Annotated in this window: 13 protein-coding genes, 1 tRNA gene and 1 other RNA gene; 10 read left to right on the top strand and 5 right to left on the bottom strand. The window is 72.7% G+C overall.

Annotated features, from left to right (window positions below; translation table 11 throughout):
* Positions 1-74: 74 nt before the first annotated feature.
* On the bottom strand, positions 75-2,213 hold the full coding sequence (locus K313_RS0111395; RefSeq protein WP_029211727.1) for a hypothetical protein: 2,139 nt from the start codon (positions 2,211-2,213) through the stop codon (positions 75-77).
* A gap of 67 nt (positions 2,214-2,280) precedes the next feature.
* Here K313_RS0111395 and K313_RS0111400 point away from each other — a divergent pair, with 67 nt between their 5' ends.
* The gene (locus tag K313_RS0111400; protein ID WP_029211728.1) at positions 2,281-3,075 is read left to right on the top strand and encodes an enoyl-CoA hydratase/isomerase family protein; all 795 of its coding nucleotides are present in this window, start codon (positions 2,281-2,283) and stop codon (positions 3,073-3,075) included.
* 119 nt (positions 3,076-3,194) lie between these two features.
* On the top strand, positions 3,195-4,874 hold the full coding sequence (locus K313_RS22435; protein ID WP_051274115.1) for a S8 family serine peptidase: 1,680 nt from the start codon (positions 3,195-3,197) through the stop codon (positions 4,872-4,874).
* A gap of 42 nt (positions 4,875-4,916) precedes the next feature.
* On the opposite strand, the gene K313_RS0111410 is transcribed toward K313_RS22435, so the two are convergent.
* A complete protein-coding gene (locus tag K313_RS0111410; protein ID WP_029211730.1) occupies positions 4,917-6,236 on the bottom strand; it encodes an alpha-amylase family glycosyl hydrolase in 1,320 nt (439 codons plus the stop codon).
* A 10-nt stretch (positions 6,237-6,246) separates the two neighbouring features.
* Positions 6,247-6,582 (bottom strand): type II toxin-antitoxin system VapB family antitoxin, encoded by a 336-nt coding sequence (locus K313_RS0111415; protein ID WP_029211731.1) that lies wholly within the window; start codon positions 6,580-6,582, stop codon positions 6,247-6,249.
* Positions 6,583-6,724: 142 nt separating this feature from the next.
* On the opposite strand from K313_RS0111415, the gene K313_RS0111420 reads away from it, so the two are divergent.
* The 3 genes from K313_RS0111420 (at position 6,725) to K313_RS0111430 (ending at position 10,393) form a co-directional block, all read left to right on the top strand.
* A complete protein-coding gene (locus tag K313_RS0111420) occupies positions 6,725-8,290 on the top strand; it encodes a helicase HerA-like domain-containing protein (protein ID WP_029211732.1) in 1,566 nt (521 codons plus the stop codon).
* Positions 8,291-8,684: 394 nt separating this feature from the next.
* Positions 8,685-10,229 (top strand): M4 family metallopeptidase, encoded by a 1,545-nt coding sequence (locus tag K313_RS0111425; RefSeq protein WP_029211733.1) that lies wholly within the window; start codon positions 8,685-8,687, stop codon positions 10,227-10,229.
* 76 nt (positions 10,230-10,305) lie between these two features.
* Positions 10,306-10,393 (top strand) — tRNA-Ser (locus K313_RS0111430).
* 144 nt (positions 10,394-10,537) lie between these two features.
* Here K313_RS0111430 and K313_RS0111435 read toward each other — a convergent pair.
* Entirely contained in the window at positions 10,538-13,087 is a 2,550-nt protein-coding gene (locus tag K313_RS0111435) for a bifunctional FO biosynthesis protein CofGH (protein WP_029211734.1), read from the bottom strand.
* A 111-nt stretch (positions 13,088-13,198) separates the two neighbouring features.
* Here K313_RS0111435 and ffs point away from each other — a divergent pair.
* The 3 genes from ffs to K313_RS0111445 all read left to right on the top strand — a co-directional run bounded on the left by ffs (position 13,199) and on the right by K313_RS0111445 (position 16,813).
* Positions 13,199-13,295: signal recognition particle sRNA small type (ffs, locus tag K313_RS23060), an RNA gene on the top strand.
* A gap of 102 nt (positions 13,296-13,397) precedes the next feature.
* Positions 13,398-16,025, top strand: a complete 2,628-nt coding sequence (locus tag K313_RS0111440; RefSeq protein ID WP_029211735.1) for a DNA polymerase III subunit gamma and tau — start codon at positions 13,398-13,400, stop codon at positions 16,023-16,025.
* A gap of 119 nt (positions 16,026-16,144) precedes the next feature.
* Positions 16,145-16,813 (top strand): lysophospholipid acyltransferase family protein, encoded by a 669-nt coding sequence (locus K313_RS0111445; RefSeq protein ID WP_029211736.1) that lies wholly within the window; start codon positions 16,145-16,147, stop codon positions 16,811-16,813.
* A gap of 182 nt (positions 16,814-16,995) precedes the next feature.
* Here K313_RS0111445 and K313_RS0111450 read toward each other — a convergent pair whose 3' ends face one another.
* The gene (locus K313_RS0111450; protein WP_029211737.1) at positions 16,996-17,820 is read right to left on the bottom strand and encodes an LLM class F420-dependent oxidoreductase; all 825 of its coding nucleotides are present in this window, start codon (positions 17,818-17,820) and stop codon (positions 16,996-16,998) included.
* A gap of 134 nt (positions 17,821-17,954) precedes the next feature.
* Between K313_RS0111450 and recR the strand changes: the two genes are divergently transcribed.
* Together recR and K313_RS0111460 are read left to right on the top strand one after the other, a co-directional pair.
* Complete coding sequence (recR, locus tag K313_RS0111455) at positions 17,955-18,554, top strand: recombination mediator RecR (protein ID WP_029211738.1); 600 nt, start codon at positions 17,955-17,957, stop codon at positions 18,552-18,554.
* Positions 18,547-19,116 (top strand): DUF5063 domain-containing protein, encoded by a 570-nt coding sequence (locus tag K313_RS0111460; protein WP_034252967.1) that lies wholly within the window; start codon positions 18,547-18,549, stop codon positions 19,114-19,116. Before recR ends, K313_RS0111460 begins: the two co-directional genes overlap by 8 nt.
* Position 19,117: the final 1 nt, after the last annotated feature.

Consider the following 19,117-nt stretch of genomic DNA (forward strand, 5'->3'; position numbering starts at 1 on the left):
AGAGGCCACGACGCGGGGGCCAGAGCCCTTCCGCCTGGCAGAAGACCCAGGGTGAGCGGGGGCGGTGGCTCCCCTCAGGAGGCTGCTGCGTCCGCCGCGCGATCCGGGGCGTGGCCAGGCGCGTGGTCGGCCGGGGGCTGGGGCGCGCAGGCGGTCATCAGCACGACCAGCGGCACGATCAGGATCGAGCCGGCGGGCGGGATCGAGGTGCCGGAGTCGTTGGTGAGGAAGCCGACGATCCAGCAGAGCACGATGGCGGTGAAGCCGATGCGCAGCAGGGGGATCTGGCGCTCGAGGCGGGTGAGGGGGCGCCCGAGCGAGGAGAGCGGGCGTCGGGCGGCCCAGGCGGCGAGGAGGAGCAGGACGGGCACGCCGAGGTTGACCCACTGCGAGGTGAGCATGGACCAGTTGTTGACGAAGGTGCTGCGCACGACCGAGGTGAGGTCGCCGGTCTCGATCAGGGTGGCGAGGAAGTCGCCGATGTGGCTGCGCTCGTAGCGCGGTCGCAGCATGTCGAGGGTCGCCATGACGAGCGCGGTGAAGGCGCTGAGGGCCGCGATCAGGGCCACGCCCCGCCAGGTCGTTCGGCGCCCCGAGGCCTTGAGGGCGAGGTAACCGAAGCCCCAGACCAGCGCCAGGGAGCCGCCGGCCTCGTCCCCGAGGGCGTAGTGCCCGTCGACCGCGACCGTGACGATCCCCATGGCCGCGATCACGCGGGCCGCGCGGCTGGGGTCGCGGCGGGACAGGCGTCCCGTGAGCAGGGAGGCAGCGAGCAGGGCCCCGCTGGCCGTGAGGGCGAACCCGACGTTGCCGAGGCCGTGCAGGCGCCCGCCGTAGACGGGCTGCAACCCCATCATGGTCATCAGCTGCAGGTGACCGCCGAGCACGAGGTCGACGGCGAGGACGAGAGCCGTCGTCGCCGCGAGGAATCCTGCGGGTCCGGCTCGCCGGCTCCGCCAGGGTCCCCGCAGCGCGACCGTGGCGAGCACCGCCGCCCACCCCAGGACCGAGATCACCAGGCCCAGCGTCGGGTGGTCCCACCGCCACCACGGCACCAGTCCGGCGAGGAAGGTCGAGACGGGGACGGCGGCCACCGCGGCGGAGGCGATGCGCAGGGCCCGCCCGGCCGAGGACCGACGGATCGTCTGGCCCCGGCTGCGGTCCCGCTGCAGCACGAGCAGGATGACGCCGATGGTGACGAGCGAGACGAGGACGTAGGTCGTGAAGAACGGCCGCACGAGGTGGTGCTGCACGTCCAGGGCCCGGGCGGTGCCGGCCAGCTCGGCGCGCACGTCGTCGCCGCTCGCCCCGGGCAGCACCACGGGGATGCGTCCCTCGTAGCTCGTGCCGGGCAGCGCCGAGACGCGCGAGGTCACCAGGGCGGTGAGGTCGGTGGTGCGGATCAGCCCGGGCTGGCGCGACGAGGCCGACGTCAGCCGCCCCTCGGGGATGCCGGGGCCCCTCATCAGGACCGCGCGCAACGACTCGGGCGCCTGGTCGTCGGCGTGCCCCGTGACGACCAGGGTCGCCTCGCGCGGCAGCCGGTCGATGATCCGCGCCAGCCCGGCGTCGTCGACGCCGTCGAAGGACACGAAGGTGATGGGGCAGCGCCGCAGGTCGGCGCGCCGGGGGTCGGGCTCGTACGACGCCACGGTGCCGTCCTTGCGCACCGCCCCGACCGCCGCTCCAGCCCCGGCCGCGGCGATGCACTGGCGCCGCTCGAGCAGCTGCGTGCCGAGGAGGCCGAGCTCGGCGGGCACGGGCTGGGCCAGCAGCTCGGCCCGCCAGCGCGGGAAGTCCGGGAAGCGCGCCGGGCCGCCCAGCTCGCCGAGGCCGCCGGTCGGGACCGGGCGGGGGATCGGTGGGCAGGGCACGACGGGACCGCTTGCCGGTGCCTCGGGCGTGCCGTCGTCGAGGGAGACGCGGAACCCGGACGACAGGGTGGCCCAGACCGACCCGGAGCAGCTGTGCCCGGCCACGGCGTGGGTGGCGAGGTTGCCGATGGCGGCGTCGTCGGCGAGCCGGTCCAGGGTGGGGGTGCGGCGCTCGTCGACGTCGGCCCAGCGCAGGGTGGGCATCGAGACGACGACGAGGGGGCCGGGCTGCGCCACGGGCTCGGTGCGCGGGCGCAGCAGCGGGGTGAGGAGGGTGACGAGGGCGATCACGAGGATCCCGAAGGCCGTCAGGCGAAGGAAGGACCTGCGTGACGGCATCGCTCCAGGGTAGTTGACCGGCAGGGGAGGTGCGTCCCTCGGGCCGGTCCTGTGGTGGGGTGGAGCCATGACGACCGTCGAGGGGCTCAGCACGTATGTCGACGGCGGGGTCGCCCGCCTCGTCCTGGACCGTCCCGCCAAGCGCAACGCGATGAGCCTCGAGATGTGGCAACGGTTTCCGCACGTCCTGGGGGACCTGGTCGAGGACCCGGCGGTCCGGGTCGTGGTGGTCGTGGGAGCCGGGGACCACTTCTGTGCCGGTGCCGACATCGGCGACCTCCTGTCGGGCCCTGACCCGGCCGATCCGATGGTGCCGGTCCGCGAGGCGGACCTCGCCGCCCAGCGGGCCCTGCTGGACTGCCCGAGGCCGACGGTGGCCGCCGTGCGGGGCAGCTGCATCGGGGGCGGGCTGGAGCTGGCCGCGTCGTGCGACCTGCGGGTGGCCGAGGAGGGTGCGCGGTTCGGGGTGACGCCCGCCCGGCTGGGGGTGGCCTACGCGCCGACCGGCATACGGACCCTGCTGGACCTGGTCGGACCGGCGACGGCCCGGCGGCTGCTCCTGACCGCCGGCCTGATCGACGCGGTCGAGGCGCACCGGGTGGGCCTGGTCGACGTGCTGACCGGGCCGGGCGAGCTGGACGACGCGGTCGCGGGGCTGACCGACGAGCTGTGCAGCCGCTCGCAGCTCACGATCGCGGCGGTCAAGGAGACGGTGCGGCTACTGCTCGACGGCGAGGACCCGGAACCCGCGGCGCAGGCGCGCTATCGCGAGACGATCGCGTCCGGCGAGCTGGCGGAGGGTGTGCTGGCGTTCACCGAGCGGCGGGACCCTCGCTTCCCCTGGGCGGGCGGGCCTGCCTGACGGGTTGCGCCGAACGAGTGGGGTTCGGCGTCGAACGCGTCACGCTGACCCCATCGACGGCGTGACGCACGGTCAGGCGACATAACGTTCTGTGACCGCGTGGGGCGAACCCTGCTCCCGTGCCCTCGTCGAAGGACCCCTCCACCATGCAGACCCGTGCTCGCGCCGGCGTCGTGATCGGTGCGCTCGCCGCCCTCGCGCCGGCGGTCGGCAGCCCCGTCACCGCCCATGCCTCGGGCGTCGCCCCCGCCGTCGTCGCCGCTCCGACGTCCGCGCACCCGACCTGGGTCCGATCGTTCGCTCCAGGTCCAGGTCCAGGTCGAGGTCCGGCTCCGGCTCCGGCGCTGGTTCCGGCGGAGGGTCGACCGGAGGGGTGGGCGGCCCGCACCACCTCGGTCACCAGCGCCCCCGGCGCCGTGGCCGCCCCGGCGCTCGCCACGGGCGCCTCGCGGATCCGCGTCGTCACGACCCAGGTCGTCTCCGGCCAGCCCGTGATCACCACGGCGACCGTCCCGGCAGCCCAGGCCGTCGGCGCCGTCGACCGCGCCCAGGACGCGCCCGGCGCCGTGGCCGTCACCGTGGACACGAGGGTGCGCGCGACGGCATACAACGATCCGCTGCGACCCCAGCAGTGGAGCCTCAGCGCCCTCGGCGGCGAGACCTTCCACGCACGGGTGAGCACCGCCGGCGTCACGGTCGCCGTCGTCGACACAGGCGTGGACGGCAGCCACCCCGACCTGCGCGGGGTGCTCGTGCCGGGCGCGCAGTTCCTCGAGCCCGCGGCGGGTGGGACCAGGGGCACCGGCGCCGTCGACCTCGACGGGCACGGCACGCACGTCGCCGGCATCATCGCGGCCGTCGCGCACAACCGTCTGGGCATCGCGGGTCTCGCGCCCGGCACGCGCATCATGCCGATCAGGGTGCTCGACGCCAGCGGTGAGGGGTGGTCGTCCGACATCGCCCGCGGCATCATCCACGCCGCCAACCGCGGCGCCAAGGTCATCAACCTGTCCCTCGGCGGTACCCGGGACGCCGCGGTGGACAAGGCCGTCCAGTACGCCACCGCCAAGGGGGCGGTGGTCGTCGCGGCCGCCGGCAACGAGCGGGCCCAGGGCAACCCGGTGACCTACCCGGCGGCGTACGCCAACGTCATCGGCGTGGCTGCCACCACCAGCGCCCGACGAGCGGCGCCGTACTCCAACACCGGGTCCTACGTCGACATCGCGGCCCCCGGCGACCGCATCGTCTCGACCTATCCCCGGACCAGGGCCGGCTCGGGCTACGTCCGCATGAGCGGCACCTCCATGGCCGCCCCCGCCGTGTCGGCCGCGGTCGCCGGTCTCAAGGCGGCTCGGCCCACGCTGACCACCTCGCAGGTGCAGGCGCTGCTGAGCCGCACCGCGGCCGACCTCGGCACGCGGGGCCGGGACAACACGTACGGCGCCGGCCTCCTCGACCCCAACAAGGCGCTCTGCGCGGTCAAGGCCTGCCCCGCGGCACTCACCTGGTCGGGCGTGCGCTCATGGGCCCCGGTCGTCGGCACCATGGCCACCGGCACGGTGACCGCCCGCACGGTCAACGGCTCCGTCCTCGCCAACGCGCCCGTCCGCACCTGCTGGGCGATGTCGCACCTGCGCGGCCGGCTGCAGTGCTCGGACCGCCGCACCGACGCCGCCGGTCGGGTGCCGACGAACTTCACCGTGCGCAGCACGACGTCCGTGACCGTGCGCTTCCTGGGGGCGTCGGCGGCCACCTCGTCGTCGACGACGGTCACCTACCGGCCTCGCGCGGCCCGTTGACGGCCGTATGACGTCGGGCGCCCGGCATACGGCCGGCTGCCGTCAGCCGATGAGCAGGCGGTAGCCCCAGGGGCCCAGCTCCACGGGCTCGCCCTCCACGATCTCGACGGTCTGCCCGTCGGACCCGTCGGGCGCGAAGAAGTCGCGGTAGCGGCCCGGCGCGGGGGACTCGCGGAAGGCCACCGAGACCGGCTCGGGCGACAGGTTGAAGGCCGCGAAGACCTTGGTGTCGTCGTCCTGTCGCACGAACGCCAGCACCCGGTCGTCCGCAGTCGTGGGCACCGGCACCATCGGGGCGCCGTGCTTGCCGCTCCAGAGCGCGCGGGTGTCGCGCCGCAGCCGGATCAGCCGGGCGTAGAGGTCGCGCATCGGGTGCTCGGCCCAGACGATCTCGTCCTTGTCGAAGAAGGCCAGGCGCTTGTCCATGCCCGCCTCCTGACCGTTGTGGATCAGCGGCATCCCCTTGCTGGCCACCGAGAGCACGATCGCGGCCTCGAGGGCGTCGCCGAACTGCTCGTACTCCGTCCCCTCCCAGGCGTTCTTGTCGTGGTTGGAGACGAACAGCATGCGGATGGAGTCGCGCTGGTAGGCCTTGGCGTCCCACGCGTAGTAGACGCGCAGCGCCTCCAGGTCGGCCTTGCCGTGGGCGATCTTGTGCAGCGCGTCGTTCCAGCTCCAGCCGTAGGTCATGTCGAAGGCACGGTGGTGCAGGTCGCGCGCCTCCCACTCGGCGAGCAGGAAGACGGGCTTGATCTCGTCGAGCACCGCGCGGACCGTCTCCCAGAAGTCCGTCGGCACCATCCCCGCGACGTCGCAGCGGTAGCCGTCGACGTCGACCTCGCGCACCCACCAGGCCATGGCCTCGGTCATCCACTCGCGCAGCTCGGCGTGGGAGTGGTCCAGGTCGATGATGTCGTCCCAGTCCCACCACGGGGTGGGGCGGAAGTCGCCCTTCCAGTCCCGGGAGTACCACTCTGGGTGCTGCTCGACGAGCACGTTGTCCCAGGCGGTGTGGTTGGCGACCCAGTCCAGGATGACCTTGAGGCCGAGGTCGTGCGCCGCGGCGACGAAGTCCTTGAGGTCCTCCACCGTGCCCAGCTCGGCGCTCACGGAGTAGTAGTCGCGCACCGCGTAGGGGGAGCCGAGGCCACCCTTGCGGTTGACCTCGCCGATCTCGTGGACCGGCATCAACCACAGGATCCCGACGCCCAGCTCCGCCAGCCGCGGCAGGTGCGCCATGGCGGCCCGCAGGGTGCCCTCGGGCGTGAAGTGTCTCGTGTTGATCTGGTAGATCGTGGCGTTCACCGACCACGACGGGTGCTCGAAGGGAGTCTCGGGGGCGGGCTCGAAGCTGTGGGTCACGCCCTCCAGGCTAGAGCTCGCGCAGCGGCTCGCCGACCGGAGCGCCGGGGGCGTCGAGGTTGAGGACCCGCGCGTGCAGGTGCGGGCGCTGCTGGAGGGCGGCGCGCAGAGCACGGTGCAGCCCGTCCTCGAGATAGAGCGTGCCCTGCCACTTGACGACGTGCGCGAACAGGTCGCCGTAGAACGTGGAGTCCTCGGACAGCAGCTGGTGCAGGTCGAGGGTGGACCGCGTCGTGACCAGCTGGTCCAGGCGGACCAGGCTCGGCGCCACGCCGGCCCAGTCGCGGGTCGTCACCTTGGCGTGCTCGGGATAGGGGCGGGCCTCACCGATGGCCTTGAAGATCACGCTCCGTAGTCTAGTTGTCCGTCCGCGGCGCACGGGAGTTGCCGCGCGCTGGTTGGTGGGCGCTGGCCGGCGCACCAGGCGTGCGCCACTCTCGCCGCGCGGATCAGGGCCAGGCGACCCAGCCACCGCTATCGTCGGACCCGTGACCGACTCGACCTCGCAGCTCGACCAGATCCGCTCCGGCTACGCCTTCGAGGGCCCCGCCCTGGACTTCGGCGCGGCCGTCGTCGACGGCACCGCCCACCCGGACGTGCCCGTGCGCATCCCGCTCGCCGTGATGAACCGCCACGGTCTCGTCGCGGGCGCCACCGGCACCGGCAAGACCAAGACGCTGCAGCTGATGGCCGAGCAGCTGTCCACCGGGGGAGTGCCCGTCTTCCTCGCCGACATCAAGGGTGACCTGTCGGGGCTCGCGTCCCCCGGCGTCAGCAACGACAGGCTCGCCTCGAGGGCCACGGACGTCGGTCAGACCTGGGAGGCCACGGGCTTCCCCACCCAGCTGCTCACGCTCGGCGGGCTCGGCAAGGGCACCCCGATCCGCTCGACGATCACGAGCTTCGGTCCCACCCTGCTGTCGAAGGTGCTGGGGCTCAACGACACCCAGGAGTCCAGCCTCGGGCTGATCTTCCACTACGCCGACACCAAGGGCCTGCTGCTCGACGACCTCAAGGACCTGCGCGAGGTCATCACGCACCTCACCAGCGACGAGGGCAAGGCCGAGCTCAAGACCATCGGCGGGCTGTCCAAGGCGACCGCCGGCGTCATCCTGCGCGAGCTCGTGACCTTCGAGAACCAAGGCGCCGCAGCGTTCTTCGGTATGCCGGAGTTCGACACCGCCGACCTGCTGCAGGTCGGGACCGACGGTCGGGGCGTCATCTCCTGCCTCGAGCTGCCCGCCGTGCAGGACCGCCCCGCGCTGTTCTCGACCTTCCTCATGTGGCTGCTCGCCGACCTGTTCCACGACCTGCCCGAGGTCGGCGACGTCGACAAGCCCAAGCTCGTGTTCTTCTTCGACGAGGCGCACCTGCTCTTCGACGACGCGTCGGACGCCTTCCTCGACGCGATCGAGCAGACCGTCCGGCTCATCCGGTCCAAGGGCGTCGGCGTCTTCTTCGTGACCCAGTCACCCAAGGACGTCCCTGCCGGCGTGCTAGGCCAGCTCGGCAACCGCGTGCAGCACGCGCTGCGCGCCTTCACCCCGGACGACGCCAAGGCGCTCAAGGCGGCGGTCTCCACCTACCCGCGCTCGGGCTACGACCTGCAGGCGCTGCTGACCCAGCTCGGCACCGGCGAGGCCGTCGTCACCGTGCTGTCCGAGACCGGCGCGCCGACGCCCGTGGCCTGGACCCGGATGCGTGCGCCGCAGTCGCTGATGGCCCCCACCCCGGACGCCGAGCTGGACCGGCTGGTGGCGGCGTCGCCGCTGACGGCGCGCTACGCCGCGGCGCAGGACCGCGAGTCGGCATACGAGAAGCTGAAGGCGGCCCAGCAGGCGTCCGAGCCGGCCCCTTCGCCGGCTCCCGCGTCCGCCCCGGCGGAGAAGCCCCAGAAGCCGGAGAAGCCCCAGAAGCCGGAGAAGGACGACCCCGGCCTCGTCGAGCAGGTCGTGCAGTCCTCGGCGTTCCGGTCGATGCTGCGGTCCGCCGGCACGCAGATCGGCCGCGAGATCACGCGCTCGCTGTTCGGCACCGCCCGCCGCCGCCGCTGACCTACCTCAGGTAGTCACATCAGCCTGAGTTAGCACGCCAGGTCGATGTGCCTACCTGAGGTAGGAACATCAGCCTGGGTTGGCACCGCAGGTCGACGTGCCGGACCCAGGTCGATGTGCCGGGCCCTGGCGGATGTGCCTGACCGGGCTGACCTTCGCCGGTCGTATGGCGGCCCGGTCGCCGCCAGATGGTGACGCTCCGTGAGGTCGGGCTGATCGTCATACCGGCGGGTAGCCCCCTGACCTGCGCATCTGTGATCGCTCGGATCTCATGCTGGTCAGGGTCTTCCCAGGAACGGTTGCAGGACGTAGATTCCCCGCACCCGTTGCTCGACGGGTCGATGGCCCCCGCTCCGCCCCCGCGGAGATCCATCGACGACCCCCTGGAGGATCCATGTCTCGCGCACGCACCGCTGCTGCCCTGACCGCCCCGCTGGCCCTGGCGCTCGCCGCCACCCTCGCCCCCGCGACGTCGTCGGCCGCCCCCGCGGCCCCCTCCGACGCCGCCGGGGCCACCGCGCGGGCGCTCGGTCTCGGCTCCGGAGAGCAGCTCGTCCAGCGCACCGTCGGCCGCACCCCCGACGGCGTGACCCACACGCGCTACGACCGTCGCGTCGACGGCCTGCGCGTCGTCGGCGGCGACATCGTCGTCCACTCCGACGCCAAGGGTGCCGTGCGGCGCACCACCTGGGGTCGCGGTCGTGCGGTCGCCCTCTCTGACAAGACGCCCAAGGTCAGCGCCACTGCCGCCCAGGCCACGGCTCGCGCCACCGCGACCGGTCTTGCCGGCACCCCCACGGTCAGCAGCGAGCTCGTGATCCACAACGGCGACGCCGGCCCGCGCCTGGCCCACGAGGTCGTCGTCAAGGGCATCCGCACCGACCAGACCCCCACCGCGCTGCACGTCGCCGTCGACGCCAAGACCGGTGCGGTGCTGGAGAGCTGGGACACCGTCACCCCCGGCACGGGCAACGGCATCCACGTCGGCAACGTCACCGTCGGCACCAGCGGATCGGCGCCGAGCTTCCAGATGGTCGACGCCCTCGGGCACCGGACCACCGACCTCAAGGGCGCCACCACCGGCGCGGGCACGGTCCTCACCGACGCCGACGACGTCTGGGGCAACGGGACGATGTCCGACCGCGCGTCGGTCGGGGTCGACGCCCAGTTCGGCGCGCAGAAGACCTACGACTACTTCCTCACGACCTTCGGCCGCAAGGGCATCTGGGACACCGGCAAGGGGGCGCCCTCGCGGGTCCACTACGGCAACGCCTACGACAACGCCTTCTGGGACGGCACGCAGATGACCTACGGCGACGGTGCCGGCAACGCCAACCCGCTCACCTCGCTGGACGTGTCCGGCCACGAGATGACCCACGGCGTGACCGAGAACACCGCCGGCCTGGCCTACCGCGCGGAGTCCGGCGGCCTCAACGAAGCGACCTCGGACATCTTCGGCACCATGGTCGAGTTCTACGCCGCCAGCCCGGTCGACGCCGGCGACTACCTGATCGGCGAGGAGCTGGGCAGTGCGCCCTTCCGCTACATGGACAAGCCGAGCAAGGACGGCCGCAGCGCCGACTGCTACTCCTCCAAGGTCGGTCGGCTCAACGTCCACTACTCCTCGGGCCCGCTCAACCACTGGTTCTACCTCGCCTCGGAGGGCTCTGGCGCCAAGTCGGTCGGCGGCGTCAGCTACAACAGCCCCACCTGCAACAGCAAGGCCGTCGTCGGCGCGGGCCGCGACGTCGCTGCCAAGGTCTGGTACGCCACCCTCACCAACGAGCTGACCTCCCGCTCCGGCTACGCCGACGCCCGCGAGGGTGCGATCCGCCAGGCCAAGGCGATCTACGGCAAGGGCTCCGCGCAGTGCTCGTCGGTCGCCGCGGCCTTCGACGGGATCGCGGTCCCGGCCGGGACGCAGACCTGCAGCAACTGAGGCGGGTGAACCTCCGGCGACGGGGCGGTGACGCTCGATTGTGAGCCGGGCCTCCCCATCCGGTACATTGCTCGGCGGAGGATTCGCATAGTGGCCTAGTGCGCACGATTGGAAATCGTGTTGGGATAAAACCCTCGGGGGTTCAAATCCCCCATCCTCCGCCACAGCAGGGGCCCCGCACCGACGTCGTTCGGTGCGGGGCCTCTGCACATGTCCGGGCAGTCTGCTCCTGCCGTATGCCGACAAGCCCGCTGCCGGCGCCGCCGCTGGCCTGGTGCCTCGGCCCGGCGCCTCGCGGACAGGAGGGGTCAGGCAGGGGTGACCAGCTCGGCATACGTGGTCGAGCGCTGACGCAGCGGCCGCCCGATGCCGTCGGTGATCTCGCGCAGCTCCTCGACGGTCTTGGCCGACCCGTGCTCCGAGCCCGCCATGCGGCTGATCGTCTCCTCCATCAGCGTGCCGCCGAGGTCGTCGGCGCCGCCGCGCAGCATCAGCCGGGTGCCGTCGACGCCGAGCTTGACCCAGGACGTCTGCACGTGGCGGATGCGGCCGTGCAGCAGGATGCGGGCCACCGCGTGCACGGCGCGGTTGTCCCGCAGCGTCGGCCCGGGACGGGCGACCCCGGCGAGATAGACCGGTGCGTTGGTGTGCACGAACGACAGTGGCACGAACTCCGTGAATCCCCCTGTGCGGTCCTGGATCCCGGCGAGCGTGCGCAGGTGACCGACCCAGTGTCGGGGGTGGTCGACGTGGCCGTACATCATGGTCGAGGAGCTGGGGATCCCCAGCGTGTGGGCGGTCTCGACGATCTCGATCCACTGCGCGGTGGGCAGCTTGCCCTTGGTCAGCACCCAGCGGACCTCGTCGTCGAGGATCTCGGCGGCCGTCCCGGGGATGGAGTCCAGCCCGGCCTCGCGGAGCTCCTCGAGCCACGCACGCGGGGAGACGCCGGCCTTGGCGGAGGCGGTGGCGATCTCCATGGGGGAGAAGGCGTGCACGTGCAGCTGGGGCTGGACGTCCTTGATCGCCCGCACGATCCGCGCGTAGTCCCCGGGCCGGAGGTCGGGGCTGATCCCGCCCTGCAGGCACACCTCGGTGGCTCCCAGCGCGACCGCCTCCCTGGCGCGAGAGGCGATCTCGTCCAGCGACAGGGTGAACGCGTCGGCGTCGGTCTTGCGCTGGGCGAACGCGCAGAACCGGCACCCGACGTAGCAGACGTTGGTGAAGTTGATGTTGCGGTTGAGGACGTAGGTGACCTCGTCGCCGACCGTCTCGCGCCGCAGGTCGTCGGCGAGCCGGGTCACCTGCTCGAGGTCGTCGCCCTCGCTCGTGAGCAGCGCGAGGTAGTCCTCGTCGGACAGCGCCCCCGGGTCCGCCTCGGCGCGTGCCAGCGCCTGCCGGGCGTCGGACGGGGTCGAGACGCCGCTGCCGTGTCCCGCGACTGCCGCGCTCGTGGTCGCCCGCTCGGCGACGGCCGCCCAGTCGCCGTAGACCTCGTCGAAGTCGCTCCTGCGGTCCTCGGACCGACCGGTCGTGTCGATGGAGGCGTGCAGGTCGACGCGACCCCGGCTCTGCGCCAGGCCGCCGCCCTCGGCCCCGCCGTCCGGCTCCTGCCAGGTCCGGCCCTCCGGCCGCACGCCCTCGCGCGCCAGCCCCGTCGCCGCGTCGGCCAGGGCGGCCACGTGCGGGTGCAACCGCGGATCGATCCACGCCTCGTCCCGCCCGAGCGCGCCCTGCACGAACCGCGGGTGAGCCGTCAGGCGCTCGCGCAGCTCGAGCCCCGCGGCCTCCGTGACCGTCCGCAACAGCTCGATCTCGGGCCAGGGGCGCTCGGGGTTGACGTGGTCGGGCGTGACGGGCGAGACCCCGCCCCAGTCGTCGACCCCCGCGGCCAGCAGCCGCCCGCAGTCGTCGATGTCGCTGAGGTTGGGCGGCGCCTGCACGCTCGTGCCCGGGCCGAGCAGGACGCGGGTCACCGCGATCGTCGCGAGGTACTCCTCGAGCCCGACGTCCTCGGAGGCCCGCATGGCGGTGTCGTCCTTGGCGCGGAAGTTCTGGACGATCACCTCCTGCACGTGGTGGTACTCCCGGGCGAGGCGCCTGATCGCGAGGATCGACTCCACGCGGTCGGCCGGCGTCTCGCCGATGCCGACGAGGATCCCCGTCGTGAAGGGCACGCCGACCCGGCCCGCGTCCTCGACCACGCGCAGGCGCACGGCCGGGTCCTTGTCGGGCGAGCCGAAGTGGGGTCCGCCCGGCTCGGTCAGCCGCGTCGAGGTGGACTCGAGCATCATCCCCATCGAGGGTGCGACCGGCTTGAGGCGCTGCAGGTCGGACCAGCTCATGACGCCGGGGTTGAGGTGGGGGAGCAGCCCGGTCTCCTCCAGCACCCGGATCGCGGCGGCGCGGACATACGCCAGGGTGTCGTCATACCCCTTGCTGTCCAACCACTCTCGTGCCGCCGGCCACCGGTCCTCGGGGCGGTCGCCGAGGGTGAACAGGGCCTCCTTGCAGCCCTGCGCCGCGCCCTCGCGGGCGATCTCGACCACCTCGTCGAGCGACAGGTAGGGAGCCTCGACGCGTCCTGGCGTGGTCGCGAACGTGCAGTAGTGGCAGCGGTCGCGGCACAGGCGCGTCAGCGGGACGAAGACCTTGCGGGAGTAGGTGACCGTGCCGGGTCGCCCCGCCTGGACCATCGCGGCGTCGCGGACCCGTCCGGCCACCGAGCACAGCGCCTCGAGGTCCGTCCCTCGCGCCCCGAGCAGCACCTCGGCCTCGGCGGCGTCGAGCGCCTTGCCGTCCCGCGCTCGGGCGAGCGAACGCCGCATCGCGTTGCTGGACCTGGTCTCCTCCGTCATGCGCTGCAGGCTACGTCAGGGGTCCGACAGACCCCTCGGGCGGTCCGCGGGGCGGCGAACGGGCTGCCCGGCGGGATTGGCTGATGGGGTGGGGGCTGCACTAGCATGAGGACCGGCCCCCCGCGTGGTGGTACCTCTCCCAACTCCCCCAGGGCAGGAATGCAGCAAGGGCAAGAGAGCTCTTCCAGGTGCGCGGGGGGTCTTCTCATGCCCCCCTCCTGCCGGTGGACCAGCGCGTATGCCGCCACGGCCACCGCAGGCCGGCGCGACGGCATACCCCTTGTCAGAGGCGACCACTAGGGTCGTTCTCGTGAGCACAGCCCTCTACCGCCGCTACCGCCCCGAGACGTTCGCCGACGTCATCGGGCAGGAGCACGTGACCGAGCCCCTGATGCAGGCCCTGCGATCCGGTCGGGCCAGCCACGCCTACCTGTTCAGCGGTCCGCGCGGCTGCGGCAAGACGACCTCCGCCCGCATCCTCGCGCGCTGCCTCAACTGCGAGCAGGGACCGACCGACACCCCCTGCGGCACGTGCGAGTCGTGCGTGGCCCTGGCGCGCGGTGGCGCGGGATCGGTCGACGTGATCGAGATCGACGCGGCGAGCCACGGTGGTGTCGACGACGCCCGTGACCTGCGGGAGAAGGCGTCGTACGGCCCGGCGCGCTCGCGCTACAAGGTCTACATCATCGACGAGGCGCACATGGTGACGCCGCAGGGCTTCAACGCGCTGCTCAAGATCGTCGAGGAGCCGCCCGAGCACGTGAAGTTCGTCTTCGCGACGACCGAGCCGGACAAGGTCATCGGCACCATCCGCTCGCGCACCCACCACTACCCCTTCCGGCTGGTGCCGCCCGCCCGGCTGACCGACTACCTGCAGGAGCTGTGCGACACCGAGGGCGTGCAGGTGGCGCAGGGCGTGCTGTCCTTCGTCGTGCGCGCGGGTGGCGGCTCGGTCCGTGACTCCTTGTCCGTGCTCGACCAGCTCATGGCGGGCGCCGGCGACGAGGGGCTGACCTACGAGCGGGCCGCGGCGCTGCTCGGCTTCACCGAGGTCGAGCTGCTCGACGCCACCGTCGACGCGCTCGCCGCCGCCGACGGGGCCGCCGTGTTCCGTCAGATCGACAAGGTCATCGAGTCGGGCCAGGACCCGCGCCGCTTCCTCGAGGACCTGCTCGAGCGGCTGCGTGACCTGATCATCGTCCTGGCCACCGACCAGGGCGCGGCCGCCGTGCTGCGCGGCGTGCCCGAGGACCAGCTCGAGCGGATGCGCTCGCAGGCGGCCGGCTTCGGCGCCGGGGCACTGTCCCGCGCCGCCGACGTCGTCAACACCGGCCTCACGGAGATGACCGGCGCCACCTCGCCGCGCCTGCAGCTCGAGCTCATCTGCGCCCGGCTGCTGCTGCCCGGGGCCGCCGGCGAGCAGGGGTATGCCGCCCGCATCGACCGCCTCGAGCGCCGCATGGAGCTGGGGGGTGGCCACCCCGCGTCCGCCGAGCCGGGTGCCGATTCGCGTGGGGTCTCGGACTCGCGCCAGGGTGGTCTGAGCGGTGCCGAGGCCGCACGCGCCGCCGCCCGGCGTCCCGCCGACTCCTCCGCTCCGGCAGCCGCGTCTGCCCCCTCCCCGTCACAAGCCCAGTCCCCGTCCCAGAGGCAGCCCCATTCCCAGCCGCAGGCGCCTGCTGCGCCTGCATCGTCGTCCCCGTCGTCGAGCTCGGCCCCCTCGCCGACCGAGAGCTCGTCGCCGTCCCCGGTGGCTGAGCAGGGGGAGGGGCGTCGCGAGCAGGTGGCGGCCGACGCCACGAGGGTCAGCGACGAGCCGCTGCCCGCCCAGCCCGCCCCGGGTGACGTGCCGCGCAGCGGTGGCGTCTCGGCCGAGGAGCGCGAGGCGCTGCAGCAGGAGCAGGTGCGCGAGACCCGGCCGCCAGCCGCGAGGGCGCAGAGCGCAACCCAGACTCACGGCGGGGTCGACGCCGACATGCTCCGTCGCGCCTGGCCCGACGTGCTGGCGACCGTGTTCAAGGAGAAGCGCGTGACCTGGACGATGCTGTCCGAGCACGCCCAGATCATGGAGTTCGACGGCCGCCGCGTGGTGCTCGGCATCAACAATCCCGGAGTGGCCCAACGCTTCGCGACCAGCAAGGTCCACGCCGAGGTGGTGCGTCAGGCGCTCATCGATGTGATCGGCGTGGACGCCCAGGTCGAGGGCGTGCCCCTGGCGTCGCACGCCAGCGGCGGCGGTGGTGGCCACGGCGCACCGCGTCAGCAGGCGCCCCGCCCGGCGTCCGCCGAGCCGTCGGCGCCACCGGACCACGCTGGCTCCGGGCCCGCAGCTCCGGCGCACGGGGGCGGTCGGTCACAAGGGGGCTCACCGGCCCACGACGATGCCCCCTCCCCGGAGATGCGCGAAGCCATGGGGATGGGCGGTGCGCCGTCCCGCGGCGACGACAGCTCGGGAGGCTGGGCGGCAGGTTCCCCTGCTCCTGACTGGGCGACGCCCTCCCCTTCGGCGGCGGAGTCGGATCCGGCGACCGGCCCCTCGTCGGCATCACCCCCAGCAGCAGCCGCACCGGGATCACGCGCCCCCGGCGGTGGAGAGACCGGAGATTCACGCGGCCCAGGGCAGGCCGGAGACTCACGCGGCTCCGGTCAGACCTCCGACCGGCCCGCGCGACCTTCCGCAGCTGGTGAGCCGCGCGACGAGGACGAGCCGGTCGACCCCGAGTCGGTTCCGGTCGACGAGGCGTCGTTGTCGCCCTACCAGCGCGCGATGCGCCGGGCCGCTGCCCAGGAGGGACGTCAGGGCCAGGGTCGTCAGGTCAAGCGGGTCTCCGACGAGGACGTCAGCACCGACGACGAGAGCGTCGACGGGGGTGCCGCCGGGCCGGCGGTCATCGCCAGCATCCTCGGCGGCAAGGTCATCGAGGAGCGCACCCCCTGACGGTGGCGCGCATGGCGGTGGGACCGGCATACGGACGCGGTGCGCGCCAGCAGGTCTGTCCCCACGCACGGGACCGCTAGGCTCGGCCCGCACGCCCGTTCCGTCGACTGCGAGGGTCCATGTTCTACCGACTCGTCCACTCGGTGCTCAAGCCGGTGACCCACGCGATCTATCGACCGCACATCGACGGCATCGACAACGTCCCCCGGCGTGGGCCGGTGATCCTGGCGAGCAACCACCTGTCCTTCATCGACAGCTTCGTGATCCCGCTGGCCGCGCCGCGTCAGGTGGCCTTCCTCGCCAAGGCGGAGTACTTCACGGGCACGGGCGTCGCCGGGGCGATCCGTCGCGAGATGTTCGAGGCCGTCGGCGCGATCCCGGTCGACCGCGACTCGTCCCGCGCCGCGCAGCAGTCGCTCGAGGCGCAGCTGGAGGTCCTCCGCCGCGGCGGTGCCACCGGCATCTACCCGGAGGGCACGCGATCGCGCGACGGTCGTCTCTACAAGGGCAAGACCGGAGCGGCCTGGCTGGCGCTGCAGGCGGGCTGCCCGATCGTGCCGGTCGGCCTGATCGGCACCCCCGACATCCAGCCCGTCGGCGCCCGGTGGCCCCGGATCGCCAAGGTCACCGTCAAGTTCGGCACCCCCATCGAGGTGGCGGGGCGCTTCGTCGGCGTCCCCGCGGCCAAGGCCCGCCGCCAGGTCACGGACGAGGTGATGGCGGCGATCCACGCGCTGACCGGCCAGGAGCTCGCGGGCACGACCAACGACCGCTCCGCCCAGGCCTGACCAGCACCGCCGCGGGCCAGCGTTCGTGAGCTGGGAGCGCGCGTTGTGCGGGTTGGGGGCGCCAGGAGCGTGCGTTTGTGAGCTGCGAGCGCGGAGAGGGCACGGTGTTGCGGGCGTGGGCGTGCCGGGTCAGCGCTGCGAGCGCGGAGAGTGCACGGTGTTGCGGGCGTGGGCGTGCCGGGTCAGCCGGCGGCGTTGAGCTCGTCCCGCCAGCGCAGCCAGGGCTCCACGTGCTCCATCGGGTAGTCCGGCCCGCTGATGCCCATCGTGAAGGTCGTCGCGCCCAGCTCGAGCAGCGGCGTGCCCTCCACCTCCGGGGCCTCGGGTTGCCGCCCGTCACGCCCACGTCCGCCGACGCCGACCGACATCTCGATCTCGGCGGGGTCCCGCCCGACCGCGGCGCAGTGGTCGCGGAGCACCGACGCCTTGTGCGCGAGCTCCTCGCCCGTCGCGAAGGTGTGCCAGATGTCGGCGTGCTGCGCCACGATCCGCAGCGTCTTGCGCTCGCCGCCACCGCCGATGAGGACGGGGATGTCGCGCGTGGGCGGCGGGTTGAGCGCCGCCCACCGCGCCTTGATGCGGGGCATCGACTCCGCGAGGTCGTCGAGCCGCGAGCCGGCGGTGCCGAACTCGTAGCCGTACGCGTCGTAGTCGCGCTCGAACCAACCCGAGCCGATGCCGAGGATCAACCGGCCGTCGCTGACGTGGTCGACCGTGCGGGCCATGTCGGCGAGCAGGTCGGGGTTGCGATAGCTGTTGCACGTCACCAGGGGCGCGAGCTGCACCCGCGTCGTCTGCTCGGCCCACGCGGCGAGCAGCGTCCAACACTCGAAGTGCGCGCCGTCCGGGTCACCGTTGAGCGGGTAGAAGTGGTCCCAGTTGTAGACGATGTCCACGCCGAGGTCCTCGGCCCGGCTGACGGCGTCGCGGAGCTGGGCATAGGTGGCGTGCTGAGGCTGCAGCTGCAGCCCGATGCGGATGGGACGCGAGGCAGCGGCGGTCGTCATACGGTCAACTCTGGCCGACGAGCGCGGACCCCACCACCCGAGCCCGACAACCTCGCTCCCGGGGAGCCCGGTCACTCGCGATCGTCAGCCCGGCGCGACGGGGTTTGTCGGTGGCAGGGCATAGGCTCGCGGATGTGTATGAGGGTGCTGTCCAGGATCTGATCGACGAGCTCGGGAGACTTCCCGGCGTCGGTCCCAAGAGTGCGCAGCGCATCGCGTTCCACGTGCTGCAGGCCGACCAGGCCGACGTGCAGCGACTCGTGGACGCGCTCGTGCAGGTCAAGGCCAAGGTGCGCTTCTGCGTGGTGTGCGGCAACGTCGCCGAGGCCGAGCAGTGCCGCATCTGCCGGGACCCTCGCCGCGAGGCGGGTCTGATCTGCGTGGTCGAGGAGCCCAAGGACGTCGTCGCGATCGAGCGGACCCGCGAGTTCCGGGGGCGCTACCACGTGCTCGGCGGCGCGATCAGCCCGATCGACGGCATCGGCCCGGACGACCTGCGCATCACCGAGCTGATGGCCCGGCTCGGCAGCACCGAGATCACCGAGATCATCATCGCCACGGACCCCAACCTCGAGGGCGAGGCCACCGCGAGCTATCTCGCGCGCCTCCTCGGGCCGATGGGGCTCAAGGTCAGCCGCCTCGCCAGCGGTCTGCCGGTGGGTGGAGACTTGGAGTACGCCGACGAAGTCACGCTCGGGAGGGCGTTCGAGGGTAGGAGGATGCTCAATGTCTGACCGGACGATGGCCGACGACCTGGCCGCGGTGGAGCGCCAGACCGCTGAGGACGTGTGCGCCTTCTGCGACATCGTGACCGACGTGGCCAGGGGTGATGCGCCCGACTCCGCGATCCCCTTCCTGCTGCTGGGCCTCTCGCAGGTGCTGCTGACGGGTGCGCGCCTCGGGGCCATCCAGGACGTGGTGCTGGTCGAGAAGTTCGAGCCCGACCCCGGACCCGACGTCGACACGGACCCGGTCCGCGACGGTCTGGCGCGGTTGTTCGAGGGTCTGGACGAGTATGCCGACGTCGTCGACCCGGTCACCTCCGTCGAGCTGACCGCGGGATCCCTGTCCAACGACCTGGCCTCGATCGTCGTCGACCTGGTCCACGGCCTGCAGCACCACGAGGCCGGGCGTCCGGTCGAGGCGCTGTGGTGGTGGCAGTTCTCCTACCTGTCCTCGTGGGGGGACCGGGCAGCGTCGGCGCTGCGCGTGCTGCAGTCGGTGCTGTCCCACATCCGGCTCGACGCCGACGAGGAGATCGTGGCCGAGGCGGAGTTCGACGCGCTGCACACCTGAG

This window comes from Arsenicicoccus bolidensis DSM 15745, from assembly GCF_000426385.1.
Taxonomy (GTDB): domain Bacteria; phylum Actinomycetota; class Actinomycetes; order Actinomycetales; family Dermatophilaceae; genus Arsenicicoccus; species Arsenicicoccus bolidensis.

Coding starts and splice junctions, on each gene's coding strand:
- K313_RS0111445 (WP_029211736.1), top strand. CDS start 16,145: ATGTTCTACCGACTCGTCCACTCGGTGCTCAAGCCGGTGACCCACGCG.
- K313_RS0111425 (WP_029211733.1), top strand. CDS start 8,685: ATGTCTCGCGCACGCACCGCTGCTGCCCTGACCGCCCCGCTGGCCCTG.
- K313_RS0111395 (WP_029211727.1), bottom strand. CDS start 2,213: ATGCCGTCACGCAGGTCCTTCCTTCGCCTGACGGCCTTCGGGATCCTC.
- K313_RS0111400 (WP_029211728.1), top strand. CDS start 2,281: ATGACGACCGTCGAGGGGCTCAGCACGTATGTCGACGGCGGGGTCGCC.
- K313_RS0111450 (WP_029211737.1), bottom strand. CDS start 17,820: ATGACGACCGCCGCTGCCTCGCGTCCCATCCGCATCGGGCTGCAGCTG.
- K313_RS0111460 (WP_034252967.1), top strand. CDS start 18,547: ATGTCTGACCGGACGATGGCCGACGACCTGGCCGCGGTGGAGCGCCAG.
- K313_RS0111435 (WP_029211734.1), bottom strand. CDS start 13,087: ATGACGGAGGAGACCAGGTCCAGCAACGCGATGCGGCGTTCGCTCGCC.